Here is a 21,820-nt window from a genome sequence, read left to right as displayed (position 1 = left end):
GCCCCTTCGCCGCCTACACCCAGGTCGTCGGCCTCGTCTCGTTCGCGCGGTCGACCAAAGCGTCGTGGTACTCCGCCGAACCCGCCCGGCGCGCGATCCGCCGGTACGACTGCTCCACCAGCAGCCGCAGCCCGTGCTCGTCGAGCCGTTCGCCGAGCACCGGGCCCGGCGGCATCCCGCGCATCCCGGCCAGGAAGCACCGCAACGCGCTCTCGCGGACCTCTGCGGTGAGCCGATCCGCGGTGTCGCGGTCCACTTCCAGCGCGGACAGCCGGTCGATCGCCTCGGCCAGGTCCTCGATGTCGGGCAGCGCGTCGCCCACCGGCAGGATGCCCGCGCGCACGCGGATTCCGGCGATCCGGGCCGCCTCGTCGTGCCGCGAGTACTCCGGGACCTGGTCCAGCAGCTCCACCGCGGCCGTGCGCTCGTCCAGCTGCAGATGCCCGCGAGCCAGCCCGAAAACGGCGTTGACCTGCAGATGGTCGCGCACCCACAGCGCGTCGTAGTAGCGCGCCGCCTTCTTCGGGCCGCCGCAGTGCTCCGCGCACAGGCCGAGCGCGAGCTTCGGCGTCTCCTCGCCCGGGATGTCGCGGTGGACGCGCTCGAACCAGGTCTGCGCGCTCTCCACAGCGCCGGCGGCGAGCGCGACCAGCCCGCGATGCCAGGCGATCCGCCAGTCGTGCTTCGCCCGCGCGCCGAGCAGTTTCTCGGCCGCGTCCACTCGTCGCGCGGCTTGCTCCGCGCCGGTTGAGTCCGCTTCGGACAGTTCGAGCCAGGCCCGGCAGCGGCGCAGCTCGACCTCGACCGTCGAGTCTGCCCGTTCGAGTTTCTTCAGCAGCCGAGCGGGATCCGGTGCGCGGACGGTGCGCAAGAAGGCGACCGCCGGATCGTGCGGATCCTCGTGCGGCACCGGCAACCCGAGCGCGATGTCGAGCGGTGCGGGCAGCGCGCCGAGCGGGCCCGCGGTACGCCGGGCGCGACGCACCCACTCCCCGACCGGCCGCGGCTGGCCGAGCCCGGCGTCCAGCAGTACCGCCGCTTCGGTGAACAGGGTGGAGATCGACGGGCGCGATTGGCGGTCGCGCAGCGAAAGGATCTCGTGCAGGACGCCGTCGAGCTGCACGAGCATTTCGCCGGTGGTGGCGAACCGGTGCTCGTACGGCCCGGTCGCGCGGTCGAGCACCTGGGTGAAGGATTCGACGCCGAGCGCGATCCGTTTGTCGGCCGGACGCGGCCAGCCGTCGCTGCAGCGGAACAGGTCGCGCAGCGTCGCGCCGACGGTGTGGATGTCCGAGCGCACGGTGAGACCGTGCTCGTCCAGTTCGGTCGCGCCGATCTGAAACCGCGGATTGCCGACGATCGGGCTGGTCTGGTCGCCGATCTTGCGGATCGCGCCGAAATCGATCAGCTTGACCCGCTTCTCGCCGTGGATCACGTTCTGCGGGCTCAGATCGCAGTACAGCAGCCCCTGTTCGTGCAGGTAGCCGAGCGCGGTGAGGATCTCCCGGCCGTATGCCACGACGTGCTCGACCAGCAGCTTGCCCTCGGGCCCGTCGAGCATCGCGCGGCCGCGCCGCATCACCTCGGCGAGCGGGAGGCCGTCGACGAACTCCATGACGATGTAGCGCGCGTCCGGCCCGCCGTGCGGATCGGGATGCGTGGCGACGTCGTGGATCCGGACGATGTTCGGGTGGTCGAGCGAGGTCAGCACCTGGCTCTCGGTCTCGGCGATCCGCACCGCGGCTTCGTCGCCGGTGTTGAGCAGGCCTTTCAGCGCGACGTACTGCTTGAGCCGCAGGTCGGTGCCGAGGTAGACGTACCCGAGGCCGCCGCGGGCGATACAGCCGTGCACCTGGTAGCGGCCGTCGACCACGTCGTCCGGAAACAGCTTGGGAGAGAAGGAAAACGGCGTGCCGCACTGTGAACAGAAGCCTTCGGTGCGCGCGGGACGGCCACCCGCCGAGCGGCCGACCGGCGCGCCGCAACCGCGTTTGCCGCAGTACCGTTCGTCCTCGGCGACGTGCGGATCGGCGAGGACGCGCCCGGCGATGTCCGGCAGGACGACTACCGGGAGCGGGATGTAGTCGTCGCCGGTGCCGTGCCCGGCGGTCTGCTGCTCCCGCGTGACGACGGTGTCGGCGATCCGGCTCGCGCCAGGAGCGGGGATGACGAGCGTCGCGTCGGCTTTCGGCGGCGGCTTCTTCGGCTCGGATCCCGGTGCCCAGCCGCATTTCGCGCAGAACCCTGCGCGGCTGATCGTGCCGGAGCAGTTCGGGCGGGCGCAGGCGGTCATCGATTCCCCTTGCGCACCGCGGCACCGAACGCCTCGACGGCCGCCGCGGCCTCCTCCGGATCGCACGCGCCCTCGTATAGCAGATGCCAAGCGTTGGCGTACAACGAATCCAGCAGCGGATCCTCCACCCGGCCGGCTGCGCGGGCGCGCTCTCCGTAACCGTCGAGACGAAACCTCAACTCGGTACGGCGGTCATGTGCCGCGTCCAGGCGATCGCGCGCGCTTTTCGCCGCGGCCAGATCGGCGGCCACGACCCCGGCGACTTCCTCGACGTGTCGTTCCGCCCACGCGACCTCCCCGAGATCGGCGGCTTCCTGCAAGCGGCTCACCGCACCACGGCGGCGACGCACCCGCGGCGGCGGAATGTCGCTCACCGCGAACCGCGGAGCCAGTTCGGAGAGGTGTTCCTCGATCGCGGCGAGTTCGTCGATCTGCTTGTCCAGCGCGGAAATCCGGCGCGCCAACCCGTCCGGGCGCGCTCCGTTCCGGCGCGACCGCAACTCCGTCAGCCCCGGCGACGACTCGCGGCGGAACCCGAGCGCGAGCCGGATCCCCAGCCCCGCGGCGCGGTCCGCGAGCGGCGCGAGCACCTCGCCGATCAGCTGTTCCGGCTCGGCCGCGTCGTCGATCGCGTTCACCACCACGGTGCGGCCGACGCCCGAATGCGTCACCCCGTTGTCCAGCGTGAGGTCAAGCCGCTCGGCGAGCCGCTGCCGCACCTGAGCCGAGGTTTTGCCCGCCGCGTCCACCGCGAGGTCGACGCTTCCCGCCGGCGGCAAGGTTTCCTTGGCCAGGGTGTCGCGCAGTGCGTTCGCCGCCGCCGAACGCTCCCGGTCGGCGAGCACCACCGCGAGATCCAGCGCGGCGGCCTTCGCGGACCCGGCCTCGCCGGTCACGACGATCCACACGCCGCGCCCCTCGCCGAACCAGCCCACGACCTCGCGCGCGAACTGCGGGTCGTAGGCGACCCGGTCGAGTTCGCGGCCGAAGGTATGGTCGACGGCCGGGCTCCCCCGGCCCCACCGGTCCGCGCCGAGGTAGCCGAGAATCGTCTCGACCGGGATCATCCACGCGACCCGCTCGCCCTCGGCCTGGTAGCGGGACACGACCATGCCGACCACGCGGCCGGTCTCCTCGTCGAGCACGGCGGTGCCGCTGAACCCGCCGGTGATCGGCTGGTCGTCGTTCTTCCGGCCCAGCTGCACCCATTCGCATCCGGGCCCGCCCTCGCCGGCGAGCTCGCCGAACGTCCACAGCCCCTCGTCCGCGCCTTCCGGAAACCCGTAGGCGCGCACGGCCTGCCCGTCGGACAACGGCATCCGGTACAACGGCGCGCCCTTGGCTCCCGGCACCCGCTCGGCCAGCCGCAGCACGGCGATGTCGCCGCGCTCGTCCGGCCCCGGCGGCACCCACGCCCCCGGCACGACGCGGCCGGAACCGACCGGGGTGCCGGGCAGCCCGACGAAATCGACCAGGACGTCCGCGTCCGGCCCGCCCGCCCGCTCGACGACGTGCGCGCAGGTGAGCACATGGTCCTCGTCGAGCATGGTGCCTGCCCCGCGGATCCCGCCGGTGCGGTCGCGCAGGCGAACCCGCCAGCGTCGACGCTCGGCCTGGTACCCCACGAGGGGACCCTACGCCGCGCGATCGGCGGCCCGGGCGGCGTTCGCGGAAAGTGGCCCACGCTGGAGCAGCAAGCTCACCCGTTCAGCGGCGTGCAGACACTTCTCGTGGGTGACACCGGTTTCGGGGAGTCGCATCGTGCTGGCGGGCAGTCAGATCGCCGCGACGGTGGTGGCGATCTTGCTTGGGTTGGCGGGCAAGGGTTCTGGGCCTTCCGCGCCCGGTTCGACGCGGGTTGGCCGAGGCGACCGGCGAATCTGCGGAGGCTGCTGATTCGGGTTTGCCCGGCTGGGTTCGCTACCTATTCCGTTGCCCGTGCGGGCTTGCCCGGCTGGGTTCGCTACCGATCCCGTTGCCCGCGCGGGTTTGCTCAGCTGGATTCGCTACCGATCCCGTTGCCCGTGCCGGTGTTCGCCTTCGGCGCAGAGCTGTCGCCGGTGCCGCCGATTCGCGCGCTTGCCCGGATGTGCCGCCGATTGCCTTGCCCGCGGCGAAGATCCGTGAATCCCCGCTCGTGCTCGTCCGAACGGGCGAGCCGCCGATTTCTTTCGTCCACGCCGACGAACCGCGATCGCTGGCCGGACTCCCTCGCCCGCACGGCCGACTCGTGCCCGCCCGCTCGGACTCGCCGAGTCCGTTCCAGCCCCGCTGTGCCTGAGTACCCGGGGCCAGTCGCCGACCGGCCCCGGGCGTGCCTCAACTCAGTGCGCGGCCTCGTTCCACGACCGCCCGTATCCGACCGAAACCTCCAGCGGCACGGTGAGTTCCGCGGCCGAGCCCATGCCCTCGCGGACCAGTTTCTCGACGTCCGCACGCTCGCCGTCGGCGATTTCCAGGACCAGTTCGTCGTGGACCTGGAGCAGCACGCGGCTGCGCGAGCCCGCTTCGGAGAGGGAGCGGTGCACGTTCAGCATCGCCACCTTGATGATGTCGGCCGCGCTGCCCTGGATCGGGGCGTTGAGCGCCATCCGCTCGGCCATTTCGCGACGCTGCCGGTTGTCGCTGTTCAGGTCCGGCAGGTAGCGGCGGCGGCCGAAGATCGTCTCGGTGTACCCGCGCTTCGCGGCCTCCCCGACGACCGACTGCAGGTAGTCGCGCACCCCGCCGAACCGCGAGAAGTACGCCTCCATCTGCTCTTTCGCGTCTTCCGTCGAAATCTTCAGCTGCTGCGACAGCCCGTACGCCGACAAGCCGTACGCCAATCCGTACGACATCGCCTTGACGCGGTAGCGCTGTTCCGCCGTGATTTCCGCGGCGGGCACGGAAAACGCGCGCGACGCGACGAACGTGTGCAGGTCCTCGCCGCTGTTGAAGGCTTCGATGAGCCCCTCGTCCTTCGACAGGTGCGCCATGATCCGCATTTCGATCTGGCTGTAGTCCGCGGTCATCAGCTCGACGTAGCCGTCGCCGACCACGAACGCGTCGCGGATGCGCCTGCCTTCCTCGGTGCGCACCGGGATGTTCTGCAGGTTCGGCTCGATCGACGACAGCCGTCCGGTGGCCGCGATCGTCTGCTGCAGCGTGGTATGGATGCGCCCGTCGTCGGCGACCGATTTGATCAGGCCCTCGACCGTGGTGCGCAGCCGCGTCGCGTCGCGGTGTTCCAGCATGTGCTGCAGGAACGGGTGCTCGGTCTTCTCGAACAGCGACTGCAACGCGTCCGCGTCGGTGGTGTAGCCGGTCTTGGTGCGCTTGGTCTTCGGCATGCCCAGCTCGTCGAACAGCACCACCTGCAGCTGCTTCGGCGAACCGAGGTTGATCTGCTTGCCGATCACCTCGTACGCGGATTCCGCGGCCTGCGTGACCCGGCTGAGGTAGTGCGCCTCCAGCTCGGTGAGCTGGTCGACGTCGACCGCGATGCCCGCCGCTTCCAGTTCGGTGATCACTTCGAGCAGCGGGAGTTCCAGCTCGGCCAGCAGCTTCGCGCCGCCGAGCTCCTCCAGTTCGGTGGTGAGCGCGCCGGCCAGCTCGAAGACCGCGCGGGCCTTCACCAGTTCGGCGGAGATTTCCTTCTGCTCCAGCTCGTCCGCGCCGCCGTCGAGCAGCGACAGCTGGCCGTCGCCGTCCCCCGCTTCCGAGCGCAGCTCGCGGTGCAGGTAGCGCAGGGCCAGGTCGTCGAGCCCGAACGTGCGCTGCCCCGGCCGCGCGAGGTACGCGGCGAGCGCGGTGTCCATGCTGAGCCCGCCGAACGTCCAGCCGCGGGAGCGCACCGCGTGCAGCGGCACCTTCAGGTCGTGGCCGATCTTGCGGATCTTCGGGTCCGCCAGCCACGCCGACAGCGCCCGGTCGTCCGCCTCGTCCATCGCCGTGACGTCGACGTACGCACCCTCGCCGTCAGCCGTGGCGAAGGCGACCGCCTTGAGGTCGGAACGAACCGACGAACCCGTGGTGCGGAACGACAGCGCGACCGGCTCGGCCGCTCCGGCGTGCGCTTCGAGCCACGCGCCGAGCGCACCCGGCGCGAGCGCGGAGCCGGACACCTCGAAGCCTTCCTCGGCCTCCGGTTCGGCGCTGCTCAGCGTCTCGAACAGGCGGTCGCGCAGGACGCGGAACTCCAGCTCGTCGAAGAGCCGGTGCACTGCCTCGCGGTCCCACGGGCGCAGCTCCAGCTGGTCCGGCACGGACTCCAGCGGCACGTCGCGGACCAGTTCGGTGAGCTGCCGGTTGAGCTGGACCGAGGACAGGTGCTCGCGCAGCGCGTTGCCGACCTTGCCCTTGACCTCGTCGACCCGGTCGATCAGGTCGGCCAGGCTGCCGAACTGCCGGATCCACTTGGCCGCGGTCTTCTCCCCCACGCCGGGGATGCCGGGCAGGTTGTCGGACGGGTCGCCGCGCAGGGCCGCGAAGTCCGGGTACTGGGTCGGCGTGAGGCCGTATTTCTCTTCCACCGCGTCCGGCGTGAACCGCACGAGGTCGGAGACGCCCCGCTTCGGGTACAAAACGGTCACCCGATCGGTGACGAGCTGCAACGCGTCGCGATCGCCGGTACAGATCAGGACGTCGTAGTCCTCGCCCGCCTGCGTGGTGAGCGTGGCGATGACGTCGTCGGCCTCGTAGTTCTCCTTCGTGAGCGAAGGGATGCCGAGCACCTCGAGCACCTCTTTGACCAGGTCGACCTGGCCGCGGAACTCGTCCGGCGTGGCGCTGCGGTTGGCCTTGTAGTCGGCGTACGTCTCCGACCGGAAGGTCTTGCGCGAGAGATCGAAGGCGACCGCGAGGTGCGTCGGCTTCTCGTCGCGCAGCAGGTTGATGAGCATCGAGGTGAAGCCGAAGACCGCGTTGGTGACCTGCCCGGTCTTCGTGCGGAAATTCTCCGCGGGCAGGGCGAAGAAGGCGCGGTAGGCCATCGAATGGCCGTCGATCAGCAGCAGCCGGGGTCGTTCCTGCGCACCGGCGGCGCCTGTGGTCTTGGCAACGGTTCGGTTCTCACTCGGGCTCACGGGGGCGAGTCTAGGGTGAGGGTCTGACACTCTTGCGTGTCGCATAGGTTGAGGAGCAGAGAGTGACCGAGCAGACGGCGGAAATCACGCCGGGCCAGTTCGCGGGCATGGACCCCGCGGCCGCGGACCAGCAGCTGAACGACAAGATCGGGCTGAAGCTCGTGGAGCTGACCCCCGAGCGGGTCGTCGGCACGATCCCCGTCGAAGGCAACCTCCAGCCCTACGGCCTCCTGCACGGCGGCGCGAACGCCACCGTCGCCGAAGCCCTGGGCTCGGTGCTGGCCGCACTGAACGCGGGCCCGGAACGCGCCGCGATGGGTCTTGAGCTGTCCTGCACCCACCACCGCGCGGTCCGCTCCGGCACCGTCACCGGAGTCGCGACCCCCCTGCACGTCGGACGGGGCACCATCACGTCGGAAATCGTGCTCACCGACGACGAAGGCCGCCGCACCTGCACCGCCAGGCTCACCTGCGTGGTCCGGGACCGCCCACCAGGCGCCTAGTCCCACGGAGAGTGGTCGTGAGGGGAACCCTGAGGAACTCTGATTCCCCCAGGGTTCCCCTCACGACCGCCCGCGCCCAGGATCGACACACCCGCGCCCGCTGCTGAGAAACCCCAATGCCACATTGGGTGCATCCCACGCACCCAATGCGGCATTCGGTGCGTCACATGCACCCAATGCCACATTGGGGCGCTAGCCCCACCCAACCGCAGCCAGCGCACCCACCGAACCAGGCACCCACACCTCCCCCACCCCCGATACGACGCCAAAAACACGGCGCGGGGGTGCTTGTCAAGGCATCTTTCCCGCCTTGACAAGCACCCCCGCGCCGTAGTCACAATGAAAAATCGGGGTGCCCGTCTCACCACCCGGCCGCAATGTCGCCGCCAGGCGACGAGCCGACCTCACCCCACCCCGAGATAAGCCTCCTTGATGCTGGTATCAGCCAACAACTCCTGCCCAGTACCAGTCTTGGTAATCTGCCCAGTCTCCAGCACATAAGCCCGATGCGCCCGAGACAACGCCTGCTGCGCATTCTGCTCAACCAGCAGCACGGTAGTCCCCTGCCGATTGATCTCCGTAATAATCCGGAAAATCTGCTGAATGAACTGCGGTGCCAACCCCATAGAAGGCTCGTCCAGCAACAACAACCGAGGCTTAGCCATCAACGCCCGCCCAATAGCAAGCATCTGCTGCTCACCCCCGGACATAGTCCCGCCGACCTGAGTCTTCCGCTCAGCCAACCGCGGAAACAACTCAAAAACCCGGTCGAAATCAGGCTGCAGATTCTTCCGGTCCTTGCGCGCATAAGCGCCCATGTCCAGATTCTCCAGCACCGTCATGCCAGGGAAAATCCCCCGCCCCTCCGGAGCCTGAGAAATCCCGCGAACCACACGCAAATCCCCGCGCAGCCGCGAAATGTCCTCGCCGTCGAACCGGATGGCACCGCCGGAAATGGGCCGGATACCGGAAATCGCCCGCATCGTGGTCGACTTGCCGGCGCCGTTCGCCCCGATGAGGGTGACGATCTCGCCCTCGTTGACCGTGATGGACAGCCCGGACACGGCCTGGATCCGTCCGTAGTGGACGGAAACCTCGGTTAGCTCAAGCAACGTCATCGTCGGGAACTCCCAGGTAAGCGGCGATCACGGCGGGGTTCTCCCGGATTTCGGAAGGCAGCCCGTCGGCGATCTTCTTGCCGAACTCCAGCACCACGATCCGGTCGGTGACGCCCATGACGAGCTTCATGTCGTGTTCGATCAGCAGGACGGTGTAGCCGTCGTCGCGGATCGTCCGGATCAGCCCCATGAGCTCTTCCTTCTCCGCCGGGTTGAACCCGGCGGCAGGCTCGTCGAGGCACAGCAGCTTCGGCTCGGTGGCGAGCGCCCGCGCGATCTCCAGCCGGCGCTGATAGCCGTACGGCAGGTTCTTCGCCCGGTCCGCGGCGCGGTCGGCGATGCCGACGAATTCCAGCAGCGCCATGGCCTTCTCGATCGCCTGCTTCTCCTCGCGGTGGTGCCGCGGGACTCGCAGGAGGGCGCCGAGCAGGCTCGTCTTGTGCCGGGCGTCGGTGCCGACGACCACGTTCTCCAGCGCGGTCATCTCGGAAAACAGCCGGATGTTCTGGAACGTCCGCGCGATGCCGAGCTGGGTGATCCCGTGCCGCGACGTCTTGCCGAGCGGCTGGTCCTCGAGCAGCACCTGCCCCGAGGACGGCCGGTAGACGCCGGTCATCGCGTTGAAGCAGGTGGTCTTGCCCGCGCCGTTCGGCCCGATCAGGCCCAGGATCTCGCCGCGCCGGATCTCGAAGGACACCGAGTCCAGCGCCACCAGCCCGCCGAAGCGGACGGTGACGTCGTCGACCTTGAGCAGCGTCTGCCCGTAGCCGGCCTGGATCTCCCGGTCCGGCGCGACGACCTCGGCGACCTCGGCCTCGTGCTCGGCGAGCTCGTCGGCGGTCATGTTCGCGACCTCGGCCACGAGGCCGCCCTCGGCCGGGACCTCGGGCCCGGTTCCGTTGCCAGGGACCGTCATGCCTTCTCCCCCGGGTTGTCGGTGACCAGCGAACCGTCGCTGCTGACCTGTTCGCCCTTGCCGAGCAGCCGCTGGTACGCCTGCCTGCCGTAGGCGAGCAGCCGCTGCCGCGCGCCGAGCAGGCCCTGCGGGCGAAAGATCATCAGGACGATCAGCGCCAGCCCGAAGATCAGGTACTTGTACTCCGCGATCTGCTGGAACCGCAGCGGCACGTACGCCACCACGATCGCGCCCAGCAGCACGCCGACCTTGTTGCCCGCGCCGCCGAGAATGACCGCCGCCAGGAACAGCATCGACGTGACCACGTCGAACTTCTGGTTGTTCACGAAGCCCAATTGCCCCGCGTACAGCGCGCCGGAGAGGCCGCCGACCGCGGCACCGCCGACGAACGCCCAGATCTTGAACTTGAACGTCGGCACGCCCATGATCTCGGCCGCGTCCTCGTCGTCGCGGATCGCGACCCACGCGCGGCCGACGCGGCTGCGCTCCAGGTTCCCGACCACGAACAGGATCACGATGATGATCGTGACGCAGAGCCAGTACCACGGGATGCCGTCGGTGTTGTTGAAGAGCGGGTTGCCGTCCGCCTTCACTCCCGGCGGGTGCCCGACGCCCTGGAAGCCGCGGTTGCCGCGCAGCGGGTCGATGTTGTCGGCCAGCAGCCGCACGATCTCGCCGAAGCCCAGCGTGACGATCGCCAGGTAGTCGCCGCGCAACCGCAGCGTCGGCGTCCCCAGGATCACCCCGAAGATCATCGTGACCACCATCGCGATCGGCAGCACGACGAGGAACGGCAGCTTCGCCAGCGACGAGTCCGGGCTCGTGAAGAGCGCCATCACGTAGGCGCCGATCGCGAAGAACCCGACGTAGCCGAGGTCGAGCAGACCCGCTTGGCCGACCACGATATTGAGCCCGATGGCGACCAGCGCGTAGCGGGCCACCTCGAACATCGCGATCGGGAAGTCGTACCCGGGCTGGGTGGTGATCAGCGGCGGGTTCAGCACCGGCAGCAGGTAGACCAGCGCCACCAGCGGGATGAGCACCCCCCACTGCTGGACCCGGGACAGCCTGTTCCACCAGTCCGAGAGCGGACGGCGGCGCGCCTTCGCCGGAGCGGCGGGCGGCGTCGTAGTCGTCGTCATACCCGTGCCTTTCCGAGCGATTCGCCGAGAATGCCGGTCGGGCGGAACATGAGGATCAGCACCAGCAGGGCGAACGCGACGACGTCGCGCCAGGCGCCGCCGAACAGCGACTGCCCGTAGTTCTCCACGACGCCGAGCAGCAGGCCGCCCAGCAGCGCGCCGCGCAGGTTGCCGATGCCGCCGAGCACCGCGGCGGTGAACGCCTTGATGCCGAGGATGAATCCGCCCTGGTACGAGGCGCCCTGCGGGATCTTCATCATGTAGAACAGCGCCGCCGCGCCGGCCAGCAGGCCGCCGATGAGGAACGTCAGGGTGATGACGCGTTCCTTGTTGACGCCCATCAGCGTCGCGGTGTCCGGGTCCTGCGCGACCGCGCGGATGCCGCGGCCGAACTTGGTGCGGTTGACGAACATGTCCGTGCCGACCATCAGCAGGATCGACGCCACCACGGTGATGATGGTGACGATCGTGACGCTGCCGCCGAAGATCGTGAACACCTCGTCGTTGCGCAGCAGCCGGATGCTGTTCTCCGGGTTGCCGCCGCGCCAGATGAACAGGATCTGCTGCAGCACGAAGGAAGCGCCGATCGCGGTGATCAGGAAGACCAGCCGGGGGGCCTTGCGTTTGCGCAGCGGCCGGTAGGCCACGCGTTCCAGCACGACCGCGGTGCCGCCGGACACCGCCATCGACGCGATGAGCGCGAGCAGCAGGAAGCCGATCAGTTCGAAGATCGGCAGATCCGGGGTCGCACCGGGGCGGAAACCCAAGCCGTAGAAGGTGAACCACGTCGCGAAGGCGCCGTAGATGAACACCTCGGAGTGGGCGAAGTTGATGAGTTTGAGCACGCCGTAGACGAGGGTGTAGCCCAGCGCTACGAGCGCGTAGATGCTGCCGTAGGAAAGACCGTCGATCGTGTTGTCCCAGAACTGGTTCAGGAACGAATTCACGTCGAAGGTGATCCAGCTTCCGCCGCCCTGCGCGAGGACGAGCGAACTGAGGTCAGGGGTCATCGACACACTAGTTCTCCATGTGGGTCCGGGGTGCGGGCCTGGCGGGATCTCGCCGCCTGGCCCGCACCCCGGTACTGGAACCGAAAGCGGTGAGCTACTTGATCTCGGTGTTGCGGACGATCTTCCCGTTCTCCACCTTGTAGGTCCACACGGTGGTCGCGGCGAGCTCGCCGTGGTCGTCCCACTTGAAGTGCTTCGTGATGCCCTGGCCGTCGTAGGTCTTCACGAAGTCCAGCAGGCCGGCGCGGTCCTTCTTGCCCGCGTCGATGCCCTTCAGCAGGATCGTCGCGACGTCGTAGGCCTCGGGCGAGTAGGTGCCCGGGTCGACGCCGGTCGCCGCCTTGTAGGCGTCGGTGAACTTGGTGAACTGGTCGGCGGGCACGCAGGGGCAGGTGAAGTACGCGTTGGCCGCGGCGTCGCCGGCGCCCTTCACGAACAGGTCGTCCTTCACGCCGTCCGGGCCGACGAACTTGGCCTTGACGCCCGCGTCGTTCAGCTGCTGCGCGAACGGAGCGGCTTCCTGGTAGTAGCCCGAGTAGAAGATCGCGTCCGGCTTCTCGTTCTTGATCTTGTTGACCACGGCGGAGAAGTCGGTCTGCTTCGTCTTGACCTTGTCCTGGCAGCTCGCCTTGTCGCCGAGCGCCTTGACGGTCGAGGCGGCGAGACCGGTGCCGTACTCGGAGTCGTCCTCGATCACGCAGACCTTGTTGGCCTTGAGCTCGCCGGTGATGAACTTCGCGGCGGCCGGGCCCTGCGCGTTGTCGTTGCCCAGCGCGCGGAAGAAGGTCTTCCAGCCGTTCTGGGCGAGCGACGGGTTGGTCGCGGACGGGGTCACGGCGACGAGGCCCGCGGAGTTGAAGATGTTGCCCGCGGCCTTCGACTCGCCCGAGAACGGGAGGCCGATGACGCCGATGATGCCCGGGGTGTTGACGATCTGGGTCACGATGCCCGGCGCCTTGTCCGGGGTGCCCTCGGTGTCGAACTCCGCGAGCTTGACCTGACAGCCCGGGTTCGCCTTGTTGTGCTGGTCGACCGCCAGCTTCGCGCCCTTGAGGATGTTCTGGCCCAGGGCCGCGTTCGCGCCGTTGATCGTGCCGGCGTAGGCGATCGAGGTCGGCGCGCACTGCGCCTTGCCGTCTCCCGCCGGGTCCGCCGCGTTCGCCGCCGCCGACGGGGCCGCGGCCTGCGGCGCGCCGCTGTCGCCACCCGAGTCACCGCCGGTCCGCGCCGAGCAGGCGCCAAGGGAGATGACTCCCGCCGCGGCCAGCACGATGACCTTAGTGAGTCGTGCTCTCTGCACTCGTTCCTCCAAATGCCACCCGCCACGCTCCTGCGGAACGGCGGGTCCCTGCGTGGGACTTCGACTGGGCGCTGAACGTAGCCGCCGGGTGAGGTGTTGCACAGAGTCACAGCGAGTCTTGTATCCACATCGTGACGGTCGTCACGAGAATTAACGGACGATTTACACTCGATCGTCTGATTGCAACGACCGAGTGAATGACTCTTCGTGTCCGAGCACCCCTCGAACGGACCTAGACCTGACGTCCGATTGATGGAGGCAGTGTAAGAACATCCCCTCTGTCATCGTGACCGACACCACGATCCCCCGGCCTCCAAGGTAGCAACCTTGCCCTTTCGCGCAGGGCAGATCAACCCGCACGGGTGGGTCGCGAACCGGTGCCGCAGAAGGGTTTTCGCTGGTCGGCGCCCAGGTTTCGGCGCGACACGGCGGGCCGCGACGGATGCGGCGAACCGGAAGGCAGTCCCGCTGGGCGGGAGCGCGCTCCGAGGCCGGGCGGTGACTCTCCGGAACGGTTTCCGGCGTTTCCGGAGTGCCGGGCCACGAAAAAGCGGGCGCGACCCCCTGGTCACGCCCGCTTCCCCGGGTGCTTGCCGGTTGCTCAGCCGATGCTTTCCACGACCGCCTCGGCGACGGCCTTCATCGTGGTGCGCCGGTCCATCGCGGTGCGCTGGATCCAGCGGAACGCGTCGGGTTCGGTGAGCCCCTGGCGGCTCATCAGCAGGCCCTTCGCCCGGTCGATGACCTTGCGGGTCTCGAGCCGGTCGGTGAGCCCGGCGACCTCGGCCTCGAGGGCCTGCAGCTCGGAGAACCGGCTGACGGCCAGCTCGATGGCGGGCACGAGGTCGCGTTTGGCGAACGGTTTCACCAGGTACGCCATGGTGCCCGCGTCGCGGGCCCGTTCGACGAGGTCGCGCTGGCTGAACGCGGTGAGAATGACGACCGGCGCGATCCGGTCGCCGGTGATCCGCGCGGCCGCCTCGATGCCGTCGAGCTTCGGCATCTTGACGTCGAGGATCACGAGGTCCGGCTTGAGATCGGTGGTCAGCGCGATGGCCTCCTCGCCGTCGCCGGCCTCGCCGACCACCTCGTAGCCCTCTTCGCGCAGCATCTCCACCAGGTCGAGCCGGATGAGCGCCTCGTCTTCCGCGACGAGCACCCGTCGCTGCGGCACGCCGGCGGCGGCGCCGTTCGACTCGGCAGCCTGTTCGGTCACCGGTGTCCTCCTGAAGGCTCGGCGGGACGTCTTCGACACGCGGTCACCCGCGAGAGCCCAGCGTACCGGGACCGATCCAGATCCCACGATGGCGTTCACCACGAAGTGGCGGGCGACACCCAGCCCCGGCCCCAAGTCGATCACCGTCGAGCCCCGTCGATCACCGGACCCGATCACCGGACCCGGTCGCCGGAGGGGAGGACGGGTCCCGTAAAGTTTCCGGCACTGCGCCCCCGTAGCCCAACTGGCAGAGGCAACGGATTCAAAACCCGTCCAGTGTGAGTTCGAATCTCACCGGGGGCACCCGGAAATCTTCCGTTTTCACAGGTCAGCGGCCTGCGGCTCCGGGAGCGGCATCCGCGCGAAGCGCATTTCCGCAGGTCAATCGGTGTGAGTTCGAATCCCCCTTGGGTTCGGACGATCGAGGCTCAGAGGAATACCCCGTCACAAAACTCGCCGTCTCGCTGTAGCCCAGGCGCTGGGCGACTTCCTCCGTTGTGAGACGGCCTCGCCAGCACCGCTTCCGCCGTCGTCGCTCGTACCTCGTCGGCCCGGGCGCGGATTGAGGTTCGTTCGGTGCTCAGCCGCCGACGCAGGGTCCGTGGATCGACGTGGAGTTCGGCTGCTCCCCTGTGTCATCGACGGGATGCCGCCGGGATCGTGCAGGGGATTTGCCCGGCGAGTCCGCGGTGGAGGGTCCGGCGGAGACGAAGGTCGGCGCACTGTCTCTCGCACATCCACGCGGTGTGTTCGTCTGTCTGGGGAAGGCGTTCGTCGAGCAGGGCGCGCGGGAACACAACTGCCGATCGCTGAGGTCCGGAGGTCACCGTCGGGACCGAGGCCGTCGGCATCGGATCCGCAGCCGCGCCGAACGAGAGTTCAACCGGGACATCGCCGAGATCGCGGGCCAGCAATGGCCCGAACAGGGTCGGGACGACCGCGCCGAGGTCGTGCTCGAGCAGGAACCGGCGGACGTCCGGCGGGATTTCCCCGTCGGCGAGGATGATTCCCGCGTGCTCGTCGGACTCTTCGAGCGACATCCGGCTGAACGCGTAGCTCAGCGCGAGGCAGGCTCACCGTCGAGCGCGGCTCGCAGCGTCGGGCTGGACAGGAGCGCGAAGCGCAGCTGCCGGTAGTCGCCCAGCGTGAAACGGCTGCCGACGTCCGCGGCGATGCTGGGCCGGTCGCCGAGCGCGCCGAGGACATGGCGGACGACGGCAAGCTCCTGATGCGCATCGATCTCGACGGCGGGATCGGCGGGATCGCTCGCCGCGGCCCCGCTTCCCGCCGACACGTCGCGATGGTCCACGCCGTGTTCGGCGGCCGCCTCGGTCATGGCCCGCACGGCGATCGCACTCCGGCGGAAGTCCCACCACGCGCCCGCTTCCATGCGTCCGAAAGTAACGAATGCGAGTGCGCGCCGCGCCTCTTGTCGCGGTGGTGCGGCAATAGCCTCAACGCAGGCCCGCGAGCTTTCCCAGCTGGGCCTTCCCGCCCGCGAGCAGTCGGCCGTGCCAGTGGCGCGGCAGCCCGAAGCGGTCGTCCATCGTGATGCCGCGCTGCGTGGCGACGGTCTGCGATTCGGTGTAGCGCAACAGTCCTTGCTCACCGTGCCGCCGTCCCAGTCCGGATGCCTTCCAGCCGCCCATCGGCGCCGGATGGGACGCGAAGGCCGCCGCGTAGCAGTCGTTCACGCCGACGCCGGGGTCGACTACCGGCAGGTGCGGCAGGCCTACGTCGGCTACGTTTACGGCGACTCGACGTGCGGCCAGGCGGCGCTGTACGGGCTCGGGCAGTCCGGGATCCCGATCGTGAACGTGAACAACAACTGCTCGACCGGGTCCACGGCGCTGTACCTGGCTCGGCAGGCCGTCGAGTCCGGTGCCGCCGAATGCGTGCTGGCACTGGGTTTCGAGCAAATGCAGCGCGGCGCGCTGACCATACAGTGGCCGGACCGGCCCAGCCCGTTCGAGCGGTTCGACAAGGTCGCGCACGCGGTGCAAGGCATCTCCGACGCTCCGTTCGCCGCTCAGTACTTCGGCGGCGCCGGCGCGGCCTACGCGCAGCAGTACGGTACCGGCCCCGAGACGTTCGCCGCGATCGCGGTGAAGGCCCGCCGGCACGCGGCGAACAACCCGTACGCGGTGTTCCGCGACCCGGTGACGACCGAGGACGTCCTGAACTCGCCGCACATTTTCGGCCCGCTGACGCGTTTGCAGTGCTGCCCGCCGACCTGCGGCGCGGCGGCCGCGGTGATCACGACCGAGGAGTTCGCGCGCAAGCACGGGCTGCGCACCGACGTCTCGATCGCGGCGCAGGCGATGACCACCGACACGCCGTCTACTTTCGACGAAGCAGACATGCGCAAGCTCGTCGGCTACGACATGTCGAAGGAAGCCGCGCGGCAGGTGTACGAGGCCGCGGGCGCGGGCCCGGAGGACATTCCGGTGGTGGAGCTGCACGACTGCTTCACCACCAACGAACTGCTGACCTACGAAGCGCTCGGGCTGACTCCAGAAGGCACCGCGGAAAAGTTCGTCGCCGACGGCGACAACACCTACGGCGGCCGCGTGGTGACCAACCCGTCCGGCGGCCTGCTGTCCAAGGGACACCCGCTCGGCGCGACCGGCCTCGTCGACGTCGTGCTGGACACAGACCTGCCCACGTCCTTCACCACCGCCACGCCCTCGCCCGGCACGACCGGGACGCTGATGCCGGCCTCCCGGCGCGAAGCCCTCCTCGCCCAAGCCGCACGCATGTTCGCCGAACACGGCTACACCGGAGTCGGCATCGAAGACATCGGCTCCGCCGTCGGCATCACGGGACCCAGCGTCTACAACCACTTCCCCAGCAAACTGGACATGCTCACGACCCTGATCGCCCGCGGAGCGGCCACGCTGCAAACCGAACTCTCGGCCGCCTACCTCGCCGCTGCCGGCGCACCGGACGCCCTGCGCCGCCTCGTCCGCTCCTACCTCAGGTTCGTCTGCGCCCACCCGCACCTGATCGACCTGCTGATCACCGAAACCGGCAACCTGCCGCCCGCGGAACGCCACCAGGCCCGCCAGGTCCAGCACGACTACCTCACCGAATGGGTGCACCTGAGCCGGCTCGTCGACCCCGGCCTCGACCCGGCTGTCGCGCGCATCCGGGTGCACGCCGTGCTCAGCATCGCCAACGACGCCGCTCGGATGCCCCGCCTGCACGACAATCCCGCCCTGCCCGCGGCGCTGGAGATTTTGGCCGACCGATTGCTCGAGGCTCCGCTCTGAACGTCGGACACTGGATGCCCACCCAGAAAATCATCGTCGCGAGGCACCGCGCGGCCGGCAATGGGGACCCCACCGGTGCTGAGCCGCGATCCCGGCGAGCACCTGTTCAGTTGGTGACGACCCGGCATCCGAGCCATCGCGCGGCTCCGCGCGCCGAGCGGGACAACGGCTCGGCCACGTTCAATACCAACGGGACGACACTCGCCCCGACCAGCAACTGCCGCGCAGACCGCTTGGTCGCAGGAAAAGCCCCGCACACCGACAATCGTCGAACCGCGACCAGCAGCGCCACAACGACGTCCCCGACGGACTCCCCTCCTACGTACTCCCCATCTCCCACCGCGGAGACCAATTTTTGCCAGCCGACCGGGCACACGCACCGATCACGCTCACCATCGGCGGCTGAACAGGCACCTCGACAAGCGGTTGCCATCCAAGGTGACGGCGGCCCAGCTGGCGAGGAGTCAGGATTCGTGGGCGGTTCCGCACTGTCCATTGTGGCCGTTGACGGGTCGAGACGAGTCTGAGGCTTCCGGTAGCGCCATGTCGGAGGTGCCTGGCGTTCGGTCAGCCTTGTATGTCCGGAAAGCCGGGAATAGCCTTCCAAGATGAAACGCTGGGGGCCGAAACGTAAGCGCGGACCGCGGCCCTGGGCCGACCTGAACGAGGGGGAGTTGCGGGAAGCCGTCGACGGTCCGGATCCCCGTGACGCGGCCCATGCCATGACCGTCCTCGGTTACCGCTGTGAGGGCAGGGGCGAGTTGGCCGATGCCGAACAGTGGTACCGGCGGGCGCTGGCCACCGAGGATTCGGTCCATGCCCCGATGGCGATGCTGCGGCTCGGCGGGATCCGTGAGCGGCAAGGTCGCCAGGACGAGGCTGCGCACTGGTTCCGGTTAGCTGCCGAGAGCGGAGAACCCGAGGCGGGGCCCGGCGCCGCGCTGCGGCTCGGTCTTGTTCTGGAGGGTCTCGGCGAAGACGAGGAAGCTGCGGAGTGGCTTCGACGGGCCATCGAGTCCGGCCAGCCGGGGACGGTCCCCGAAGCGTTGTTCTGGCTGGGGTCGCTGGCCCACAAGAACCACGACCTTGACACGGCCGAGCACTGGCTGCGGCAGGCCGCGGACTCCGCGGCCCCGTCCGCGGTGAGCCGAGCGATGCACGAACTCGGCCTCATCGCCGACGAACGTGGCGATCAGGGGGAAGCCACGCGCTGGCATCTCCAGGTGGTCGAGCACGGCGATTTCGCGGCGCCGGACAGCATGCTCTGGCTGGCCGCCGATCAGCTGAAGCGCGGCGAACGCACTGAGGCGGTCGTATGGCTGCGCCGGGCCGCTGCAACCGGCAATCCCCGAGTCGCCAAGGCTGCGCGCGCACTTCTGGAGAAGTTCTCAGACCTCCTCGGCGAATGAGACACGTCCGTCTCGATCAGGCGGCGCGGCAGAGATCCCGCGCAGCGCGAACTCAGTGTCCACTATGGACAGTGGTTACGCGTCCACGGAGATCGCGGCTCCGGGGCAGACTGTGGCGGCTTCGCGGACGGTCGCGTGCAGTTCTTCGCCGGGGTGTTGGTCGAGCAGGAGCACGATGCCGTCGTCCTCGCGCTGGTCGAACACTTCCGGCGCGAGCAGCACGCAGGTGCCCGCGCCGCAGCACTTCGCTTCGTCCACGGTGACCTTCATCGGCGTTTCTTCCTTTCGTTCGGCGACGCGGTGACCGGTGCCTGCCACAGGCCGATCAGCGCGTCGATCAGGCCGGTGGCGGCGTCGTTCCAGTCGGATCGCGGGGTGGCGGTCTTCTCGGCGAGGGCGCGTTCGCGTTCGGCGGTCAGGTGGACCAAGAGAGTCCGGGTCATGTCGCTGCGTTCGGCGGCCGCTGCGGGCGGGAGGTCGGGCAGTCGTTGTTGCAGGCCCTCGACGATGCGCGACAGCGACGGGGAGGACAGGGACTCCTCCACGACGATCGGGCGCAGCGTCGGATCTGCCATGGCCTGTTCGGCGAACCGGGCGTACCAGGTCGGGCTGCCCAGTGCGGCCAGGTGCTCGGCCAGTGGACGCACCAGGCAGTCCAGCCAGTCCCGCAGGTCGGCGCTGTCGCCGATCTCGGCCAGCCGACGCTGCCGCCGTTCCTCGATCGCGGCGGAGTGTTTGCGCGCGATCGCGCGGACCAGATCAGCCTTGGTGCCGAAGTGGTAGCCGACTGCGGTGTTGTTGCCCTGTCCGGCTGCTTCGCTGACCTGGCGGTTGGACACGGCGAGAATCCCGTGCTCGGCGAACAGTCGCTCGGCAGCGGTCAGGATCAGCTCCCGGGTCGCGTGCGCCCGCACCGGCGCGTCCCGGTCGGCGGCGTTGTTCCTCATGACTGTCACCATCGCACGGGCAGTTCCCGCAACCCGCCCACAGCCAGGCCCTCGATCCGGCGCAGTTCTGCTGCCGGGACGTCAAGTTCGAGCGACGGCAGCATTCGCAGCAGCACTTCGAGAGCCACCTGGAGTTCGGTGCGCGCCAGCGGCTGTCCCAGACACGCGTGCGCGCCGGCGCCGAACGCCAGGTGCGCGTTCGGGCTGCGGTGCAGGTCCATGACGGCGGCATCGGCGAAGGCGGACTCGTCGCGGTTGGCCGCGGCCATGCTGCACATCGCGGTGGTGCCGCTGGGAAGCACGGTTCCGGCGACCTCGAAATCCTCGGTGAGATACCGCGACATGCCCACACCTGCGTTCGCGTCCAGCCGCAGCGTTTCCTCGACGGCGGTGCGCACCAGCGACGGGTCGGCGAGCAGTTCCTCCCACCGCGTGCGGTCGGACAGCAGCATCGCGACCATCTTCGCGATCATGTTCGCCGTCGTCTCGTGTCCCGCGATCAGCAACCCGATGCCGGTCGCGGTGAGCAGCGCGTCCGACCAATGCTGCCCGTCCGCGTCGGTGTCGGTGATCAGCGCGCTGAGCAGATCCTCCCCCGGCTCCGCGCGTTTCGCCGCGATGTGCGCGCCCATGTACCGGCCGAAGTCCGCTTGCGCGGCGTCGAATTCTTCCTGGGTGTAGCGGGTCATGCTGAGCATGACGTCCGACCAGTGCGCGAACCGGTCGCGGTCGGCGTCCGGGACGCCGAGCATGTCGCAGATGACCCACACCGGCAGCGGAAACGCCAGCCCCGCCTTCAGATCCGCCGGACCGCCCTTCGCGACCATCTCGCCGACCAACTGCTCCGCCATCGCCGCGATCCCCGGCCGCAACGCGTTCATCCGCTTCGCCGTGAACCACTTGCCGATCATCCGCCGCCAGTTCAGATGCGCCGGACCGTGCTGCGGGATCACCGTCGCCATCTCGCTGTTGAACACCCCGCCGCTTTCGGTGTCCGCGACCCGCGCCGCGTCGTCGGCCGGGGTCGGACGGGTGAACCGCCGGTCCGAGAGCACGGTTTTCACATCGGCGTACCGGGTGATCAGCGCCGCCTCGTCCCCGCTCGCCAACGCGACCCGCGCGACCGGGCATCCCGCGCGCAGCTCCGCCCACTCAGCCGGAGGCTCCAACGCCCCCGGCTGCTCGAAGGGAAACCGCGGCAACTGCTCCACGTCGCTTTCGGGCATCGCAACCTCCTGCTCGCAACCGGCAACCGGCACGATCATGGCGAACCCGAGTTGTTAAGTCAATCAGCTGACTTAATTGCATTGCAGGGCGGAGGCTGCGGCAGGTCGCGACCCCCTGCTCAGAACCAGTTCTTGACGTGCTCGAACCACTCGGGCTGCGCGGTCGCCAGGACCACCAGCAGTACCCCGACGGCGATCGCGATGAACACCAGCGAGAACAGGAATCCCAGCAGCCCGCGGGCCAGTCCGCCCGAACCGCGCCGGCGGTTGAGCTGGGCGTGGTAGGCGGCGTTGCGGGCGAAGGTGCTGCTGTTCTGCTGCACCTGCCGCTGGTAGTTCTGCTGGGCGTTCCGTCCGGCGGGCGTGGTCATGGTGGCTCCCCTTCGTCGATGTCGGCGTCGCGGT

The 21,820-nt window shown here is 69.0% G+C and carries 19 protein-coding genes and 1 tRNA gene; 4 read left to right on the top strand and 16 right to left on the bottom strand.

The window, feature by feature from the left end; translation table 11 throughout:
* Positions 1–13: 13 nt before the first annotated feature.
* The 3 genes from FKO37_RS21970 to polA all read right to left on the bottom strand — a co-directional run bounded on the left by FKO37_RS21970 (position 14) and on the right by polA (position 7,356).
* Positions 14–2,293, bottom strand: a complete 2,280-nt coding sequence (locus FKO37_RS21970; RefSeq protein WP_238605627.1) for a serine/threonine-protein kinase — start codon at positions 2,291–2,293, stop codon at positions 14–16.
* Positions 2,290–3,918 carry a trypsin-like peptidase domain-containing protein gene (locus FKO37_RS21965; RefSeq protein ID WP_238605626.1) on the bottom strand — a complete coding sequence of 543 codons (1,629 nt, stop codon included), beginning with the start codon at positions 3,916–3,918 and terminating at the stop codon, positions 2,290–2,292. The genes FKO37_RS21970 and FKO37_RS21965 overlap by 4 nt, the downstream gene beginning before the upstream one ends.
* Before the next feature lie 699 nt (positions 3,919–4,617).
* Entirely contained in the window at positions 4,618–7,356 is a 2,739-nt protein-coding gene (gene polA, locus FKO37_RS21960; protein ID WP_134729098.1) for a DNA polymerase I, read from the bottom strand.
* Between the two features lie 107 nt (positions 7,357–7,463).
* Between polA and FKO37_RS21955 the strand changes: the two genes are divergently transcribed.
* Positions 7,464–7,859, top strand: coding sequence for a hotdog fold thioesterase (locus FKO37_RS21955; protein ID WP_162836026.1), 396 nt, complete (start codon positions 7,464–7,466; stop codon positions 7,857–7,859).
* 404 nt (positions 7,860–8,263) lie between these two features.
* Here the strand turns inward: FKO37_RS21955 and FKO37_RS21950 are convergent, their stop codons facing one another.
* The 6 genes from FKO37_RS21950 to FKO37_RS21925 all read right to left on the bottom strand — a co-directional run bounded on the left by FKO37_RS21950 (position 8,264) and on the right by FKO37_RS21925 (position 14,561).
* Positions 8,264–8,977: an ABC transporter ATP-binding protein gene (locus FKO37_RS21950; protein WP_037818087.1), complete on the bottom strand. Its 714-nt coding sequence runs from the start codon at positions 8,975–8,977 to the stop codon at positions 8,264–8,266.
* Positions 8,964–9,893: an ABC transporter ATP-binding protein gene (locus FKO37_RS21945; RefSeq protein ID WP_037818086.1), complete on the bottom strand. Its 930-nt coding sequence runs from the start codon at positions 9,891–9,893 to the stop codon at positions 8,964–8,966. The genes FKO37_RS21950 and FKO37_RS21945 overlap by 14 nt, the downstream gene beginning before the upstream one ends.
* On the bottom strand, positions 9,890–11,035 hold the full coding sequence (locus tag FKO37_RS21940) for a branched-chain amino acid ABC transporter permease (protein WP_037818085.1): 1,146 nt from the start codon (positions 11,033–11,035) through the stop codon (positions 9,890–9,892). The genes FKO37_RS21945 and FKO37_RS21940 overlap by 4 nt, the downstream gene beginning before the upstream one ends.
* Entirely contained in the window at positions 11,032–12,045 is a 1,014-nt protein-coding gene (locus FKO37_RS21935) for a branched-chain amino acid ABC transporter permease (RefSeq protein ID WP_037818218.1), read from the bottom strand. The genes FKO37_RS21940 and FKO37_RS21935 overlap by 4 nt, the downstream gene beginning before the upstream one ends.
* A 94-nt stretch (positions 12,046–12,139) precedes the next feature.
* Entirely contained in the window at positions 12,140–13,315 is a 1,176-nt protein-coding gene (locus tag FKO37_RS21930) for a branched-chain amino acid ABC transporter substrate-binding protein (RefSeq protein WP_037818084.1), read from the bottom strand.
* 631 nt (positions 13,316–13,946) lie between these two features.
* Positions 13,947–14,561: an ANTAR domain-containing response regulator gene (locus FKO37_RS21925; protein WP_238605624.1), complete on the bottom strand. Its 615-nt coding sequence runs from the start codon at positions 14,559–14,561 to the stop codon at positions 13,947–13,949.
* 229 nt (positions 14,562–14,790) lie between these two features.
* On the opposite strand from FKO37_RS21925, the gene FKO37_RS21920 reads away from it, so the two are divergent.
* Positions 14,791–14,864, top strand: a tRNA-Leu gene (locus tag FKO37_RS21920).
* A gap of 332 nt (positions 14,865–15,196) precedes the next feature.
* Here FKO37_RS21920 and FKO37_RS21915 read toward each other — a convergent pair.
* The 3 genes from FKO37_RS21915 to FKO37_RS21905 all read right to left on the bottom strand — a co-directional run bounded on the left by FKO37_RS21915 (position 15,197) and on the right by FKO37_RS21905 (position 16,210).
* Positions 15,197–15,601 carry a hypothetical protein gene (locus FKO37_RS21915; RefSeq protein ID WP_051728789.1) on the bottom strand — a complete coding sequence of 135 codons (405 nt, stop codon included), beginning with the start codon at positions 15,599–15,601 and terminating at the stop codon, positions 15,197–15,199.
* A 17-nt stretch (positions 15,602–15,618) separates the two neighbouring features.
* Positions 15,619–15,951 carry an AraC family transcriptional regulator ligand-binding domain-containing protein gene (locus tag FKO37_RS21910; protein ID WP_238605623.1) on the bottom strand — a complete coding sequence of 111 codons (333 nt, stop codon included), beginning with the start codon at positions 15,949–15,951 and terminating at the stop codon, positions 15,619–15,621.
* Between the two features lie 64 nt (positions 15,952–16,015).
* Positions 16,016–16,210, bottom strand: coding sequence for a hypothetical protein (locus tag FKO37_RS21905; protein ID WP_158714446.1), 195 nt, complete (start codon positions 16,208–16,210; stop codon positions 16,016–16,018).
* 9 nt (positions 16,211–16,219) lie between these two features.
* Between FKO37_RS21905 and FKO37_RS21900 the strand changes: the two genes are divergently transcribed.
* Together FKO37_RS21900 and FKO37_RS21895 are read left to right on the top strand one after the other, a co-directional pair.
* On the top strand, positions 16,220–17,833 hold the full coding sequence (locus FKO37_RS21900; protein ID WP_238605622.1) for a TetR family transcriptional regulator: 1,614 nt from the start codon (positions 16,220–16,222) through the stop codon (positions 17,831–17,833).
* A gap of 608 nt (positions 17,834–18,441) precedes the next feature.
* Positions 18,442–19,242 carry a lipopolysaccharide assembly protein LapB gene (locus FKO37_RS21895; RefSeq protein WP_238605621.1) on the top strand — a complete coding sequence of 267 codons (801 nt, stop codon included), beginning with the start codon at positions 18,442–18,444 and terminating at the stop codon, positions 19,240–19,242.
* 75 nt (positions 19,243–19,317) lie between these two features.
* Here the strand turns inward: FKO37_RS21895 and FKO37_RS21890 are convergent, their stop codons facing one another.
* From FKO37_RS21890 to FKO37_RS21875, 4 genes are all read right to left on the bottom strand, one after another.
* On the bottom strand, positions 19,318–19,512 hold the full coding sequence (locus tag FKO37_RS21890) for a ferredoxin (RefSeq protein WP_238605620.1): 195 nt from the start codon (positions 19,510–19,512) through the stop codon (positions 19,318–19,320).
* Entirely contained in the window at positions 19,509–20,189 is a 681-nt protein-coding gene (locus tag FKO37_RS21885) for a TetR/AcrR family transcriptional regulator (RefSeq protein ID WP_238605619.1), read from the bottom strand. The genes FKO37_RS21890 and FKO37_RS21885 overlap by 4 nt, the downstream gene beginning before the upstream one ends.
* 5 nt (positions 20,190–20,194) lie before the next feature.
* Positions 20,195–21,415 (bottom strand): cytochrome P450, encoded by a 1,221-nt coding sequence (locus FKO37_RS21880; protein ID WP_238605618.1) that lies wholly within the window; start codon positions 21,413–21,415, stop codon positions 20,195–20,197.
* 119 nt (positions 21,416–21,534) lie between these two features.
* Positions 21,535–21,786: a hypothetical protein gene (locus tag FKO37_RS21875; protein ID WP_037810803.1), complete on the bottom strand. Its 252-nt coding sequence runs from the start codon at positions 21,784–21,786 to the stop codon at positions 21,535–21,537.
* Between the last annotated feature and the right edge of the window lie 34 nt (positions 21,787–21,820).

The organism is Amycolatopsis sp. Poz14, assembly GCF_006704225.1.
Taxonomy (GTDB): Bacteria; Actinomycetota; Actinomycetes; order Mycobacteriales; family Pseudonocardiaceae; genus Amycolatopsis; species Amycolatopsis nivea.
The sequence above is the reverse complement of the archived record's forward strand: the minus strand, read 5'-3'. Positions and strand labels throughout refer to the sequence as shown.

Coding starts and splice junctions, on each gene's coding strand:
- FKO37_RS21970 (WP_238605627.1), bottom strand. CDS start 2,293: ATGACCGCCTGCGCCCGCCCGAACTGCTCCGGCACGATCAGCCGCGCA.
- FKO37_RS21955 (WP_162836026.1), top strand. CDS start 7,464: ATGGACCCCGCGGCCGCGGACCAGCAGCTGAACGACAAGATCGGGCTG.
- FKO37_RS21950 (WP_037818087.1), bottom strand. CDS start 8,977: ATGACGTTGCTTGAGCTAACCGAGGTTTCCGTCCACTACGGACGGATC.
- FKO37_RS21945 (WP_037818086.1), bottom strand. CDS start 9,893: ATGACGGTCCCTGGCAACGGAACCGGGCCCGAGGTCCCGGCCGAGGGC.
- FKO37_RS21940 (WP_037818085.1), bottom strand. CDS start 11,035: ATGACGACGACTACGACGCCGCCCGCCGCTCCGGCGAAGGCGCGCCGC.
- FKO37_RS21935 (WP_037818218.1), bottom strand. CDS start 12,045: ATGACCCCTGACCTCAGTTCGCTCGTCCTCGCGCAGGGCGGCGGAAGC.
- FKO37_RS21915 (WP_051728789.1), bottom strand. CDS start 15,601: ATGTCGCTCGAAGAGTCCGACGAGCACGCGGGAATCATCCTCGCCGAC.
- FKO37_RS21910 (WP_238605623.1), bottom strand. CDS start 15,951: ATGGAAGCGGGCGCGTGGTGGGACTTCCGCCGGAGTGCGATCGCCGTG.
- FKO37_RS21905 (WP_158714446.1), bottom strand. CDS start 16,210: ATGGGCGGCTGGAAGGCATCCGGACTGGGACGGCGGCACGGTGAGCAA.
- FKO37_RS21900 (WP_238605622.1), top strand. CDS start 16,220: ATGGGACGCGAAGGCCGCCGCGTAGCAGTCGTTCACGCCGACGCCGGG.
- FKO37_RS21895 (WP_238605621.1), top strand. CDS start 18,442: ATGAAACGCTGGGGGCCGAAACGTAAGCGCGGACCGCGGCCCTGGGCC.
- FKO37_RS21890 (WP_238605620.1), bottom strand. CDS start 19,512: ATGAAGGTCACCGTGGACGAAGCGAAGTGCTGCGGCGCGGGCACCTGC.
- FKO37_RS21885 (WP_238605619.1), bottom strand. CDS start 20,189: ATGAGGAACAACGCCGCCGACCGGGACGCGCCGGTGCGGGCGCACGCG.
- FKO37_RS21880 (WP_238605618.1), bottom strand. CDS start 21,415: ATGCCCGAAAGCGACGTGGAGCAGTTGCCGCGGTTTCCCTTCGAGCAG.
- FKO37_RS21875 (WP_037810803.1), bottom strand. CDS start 21,786: ATGACCACGCCCGCCGGACGGAACGCCCAGCAGAACTACCAGCGGCAG.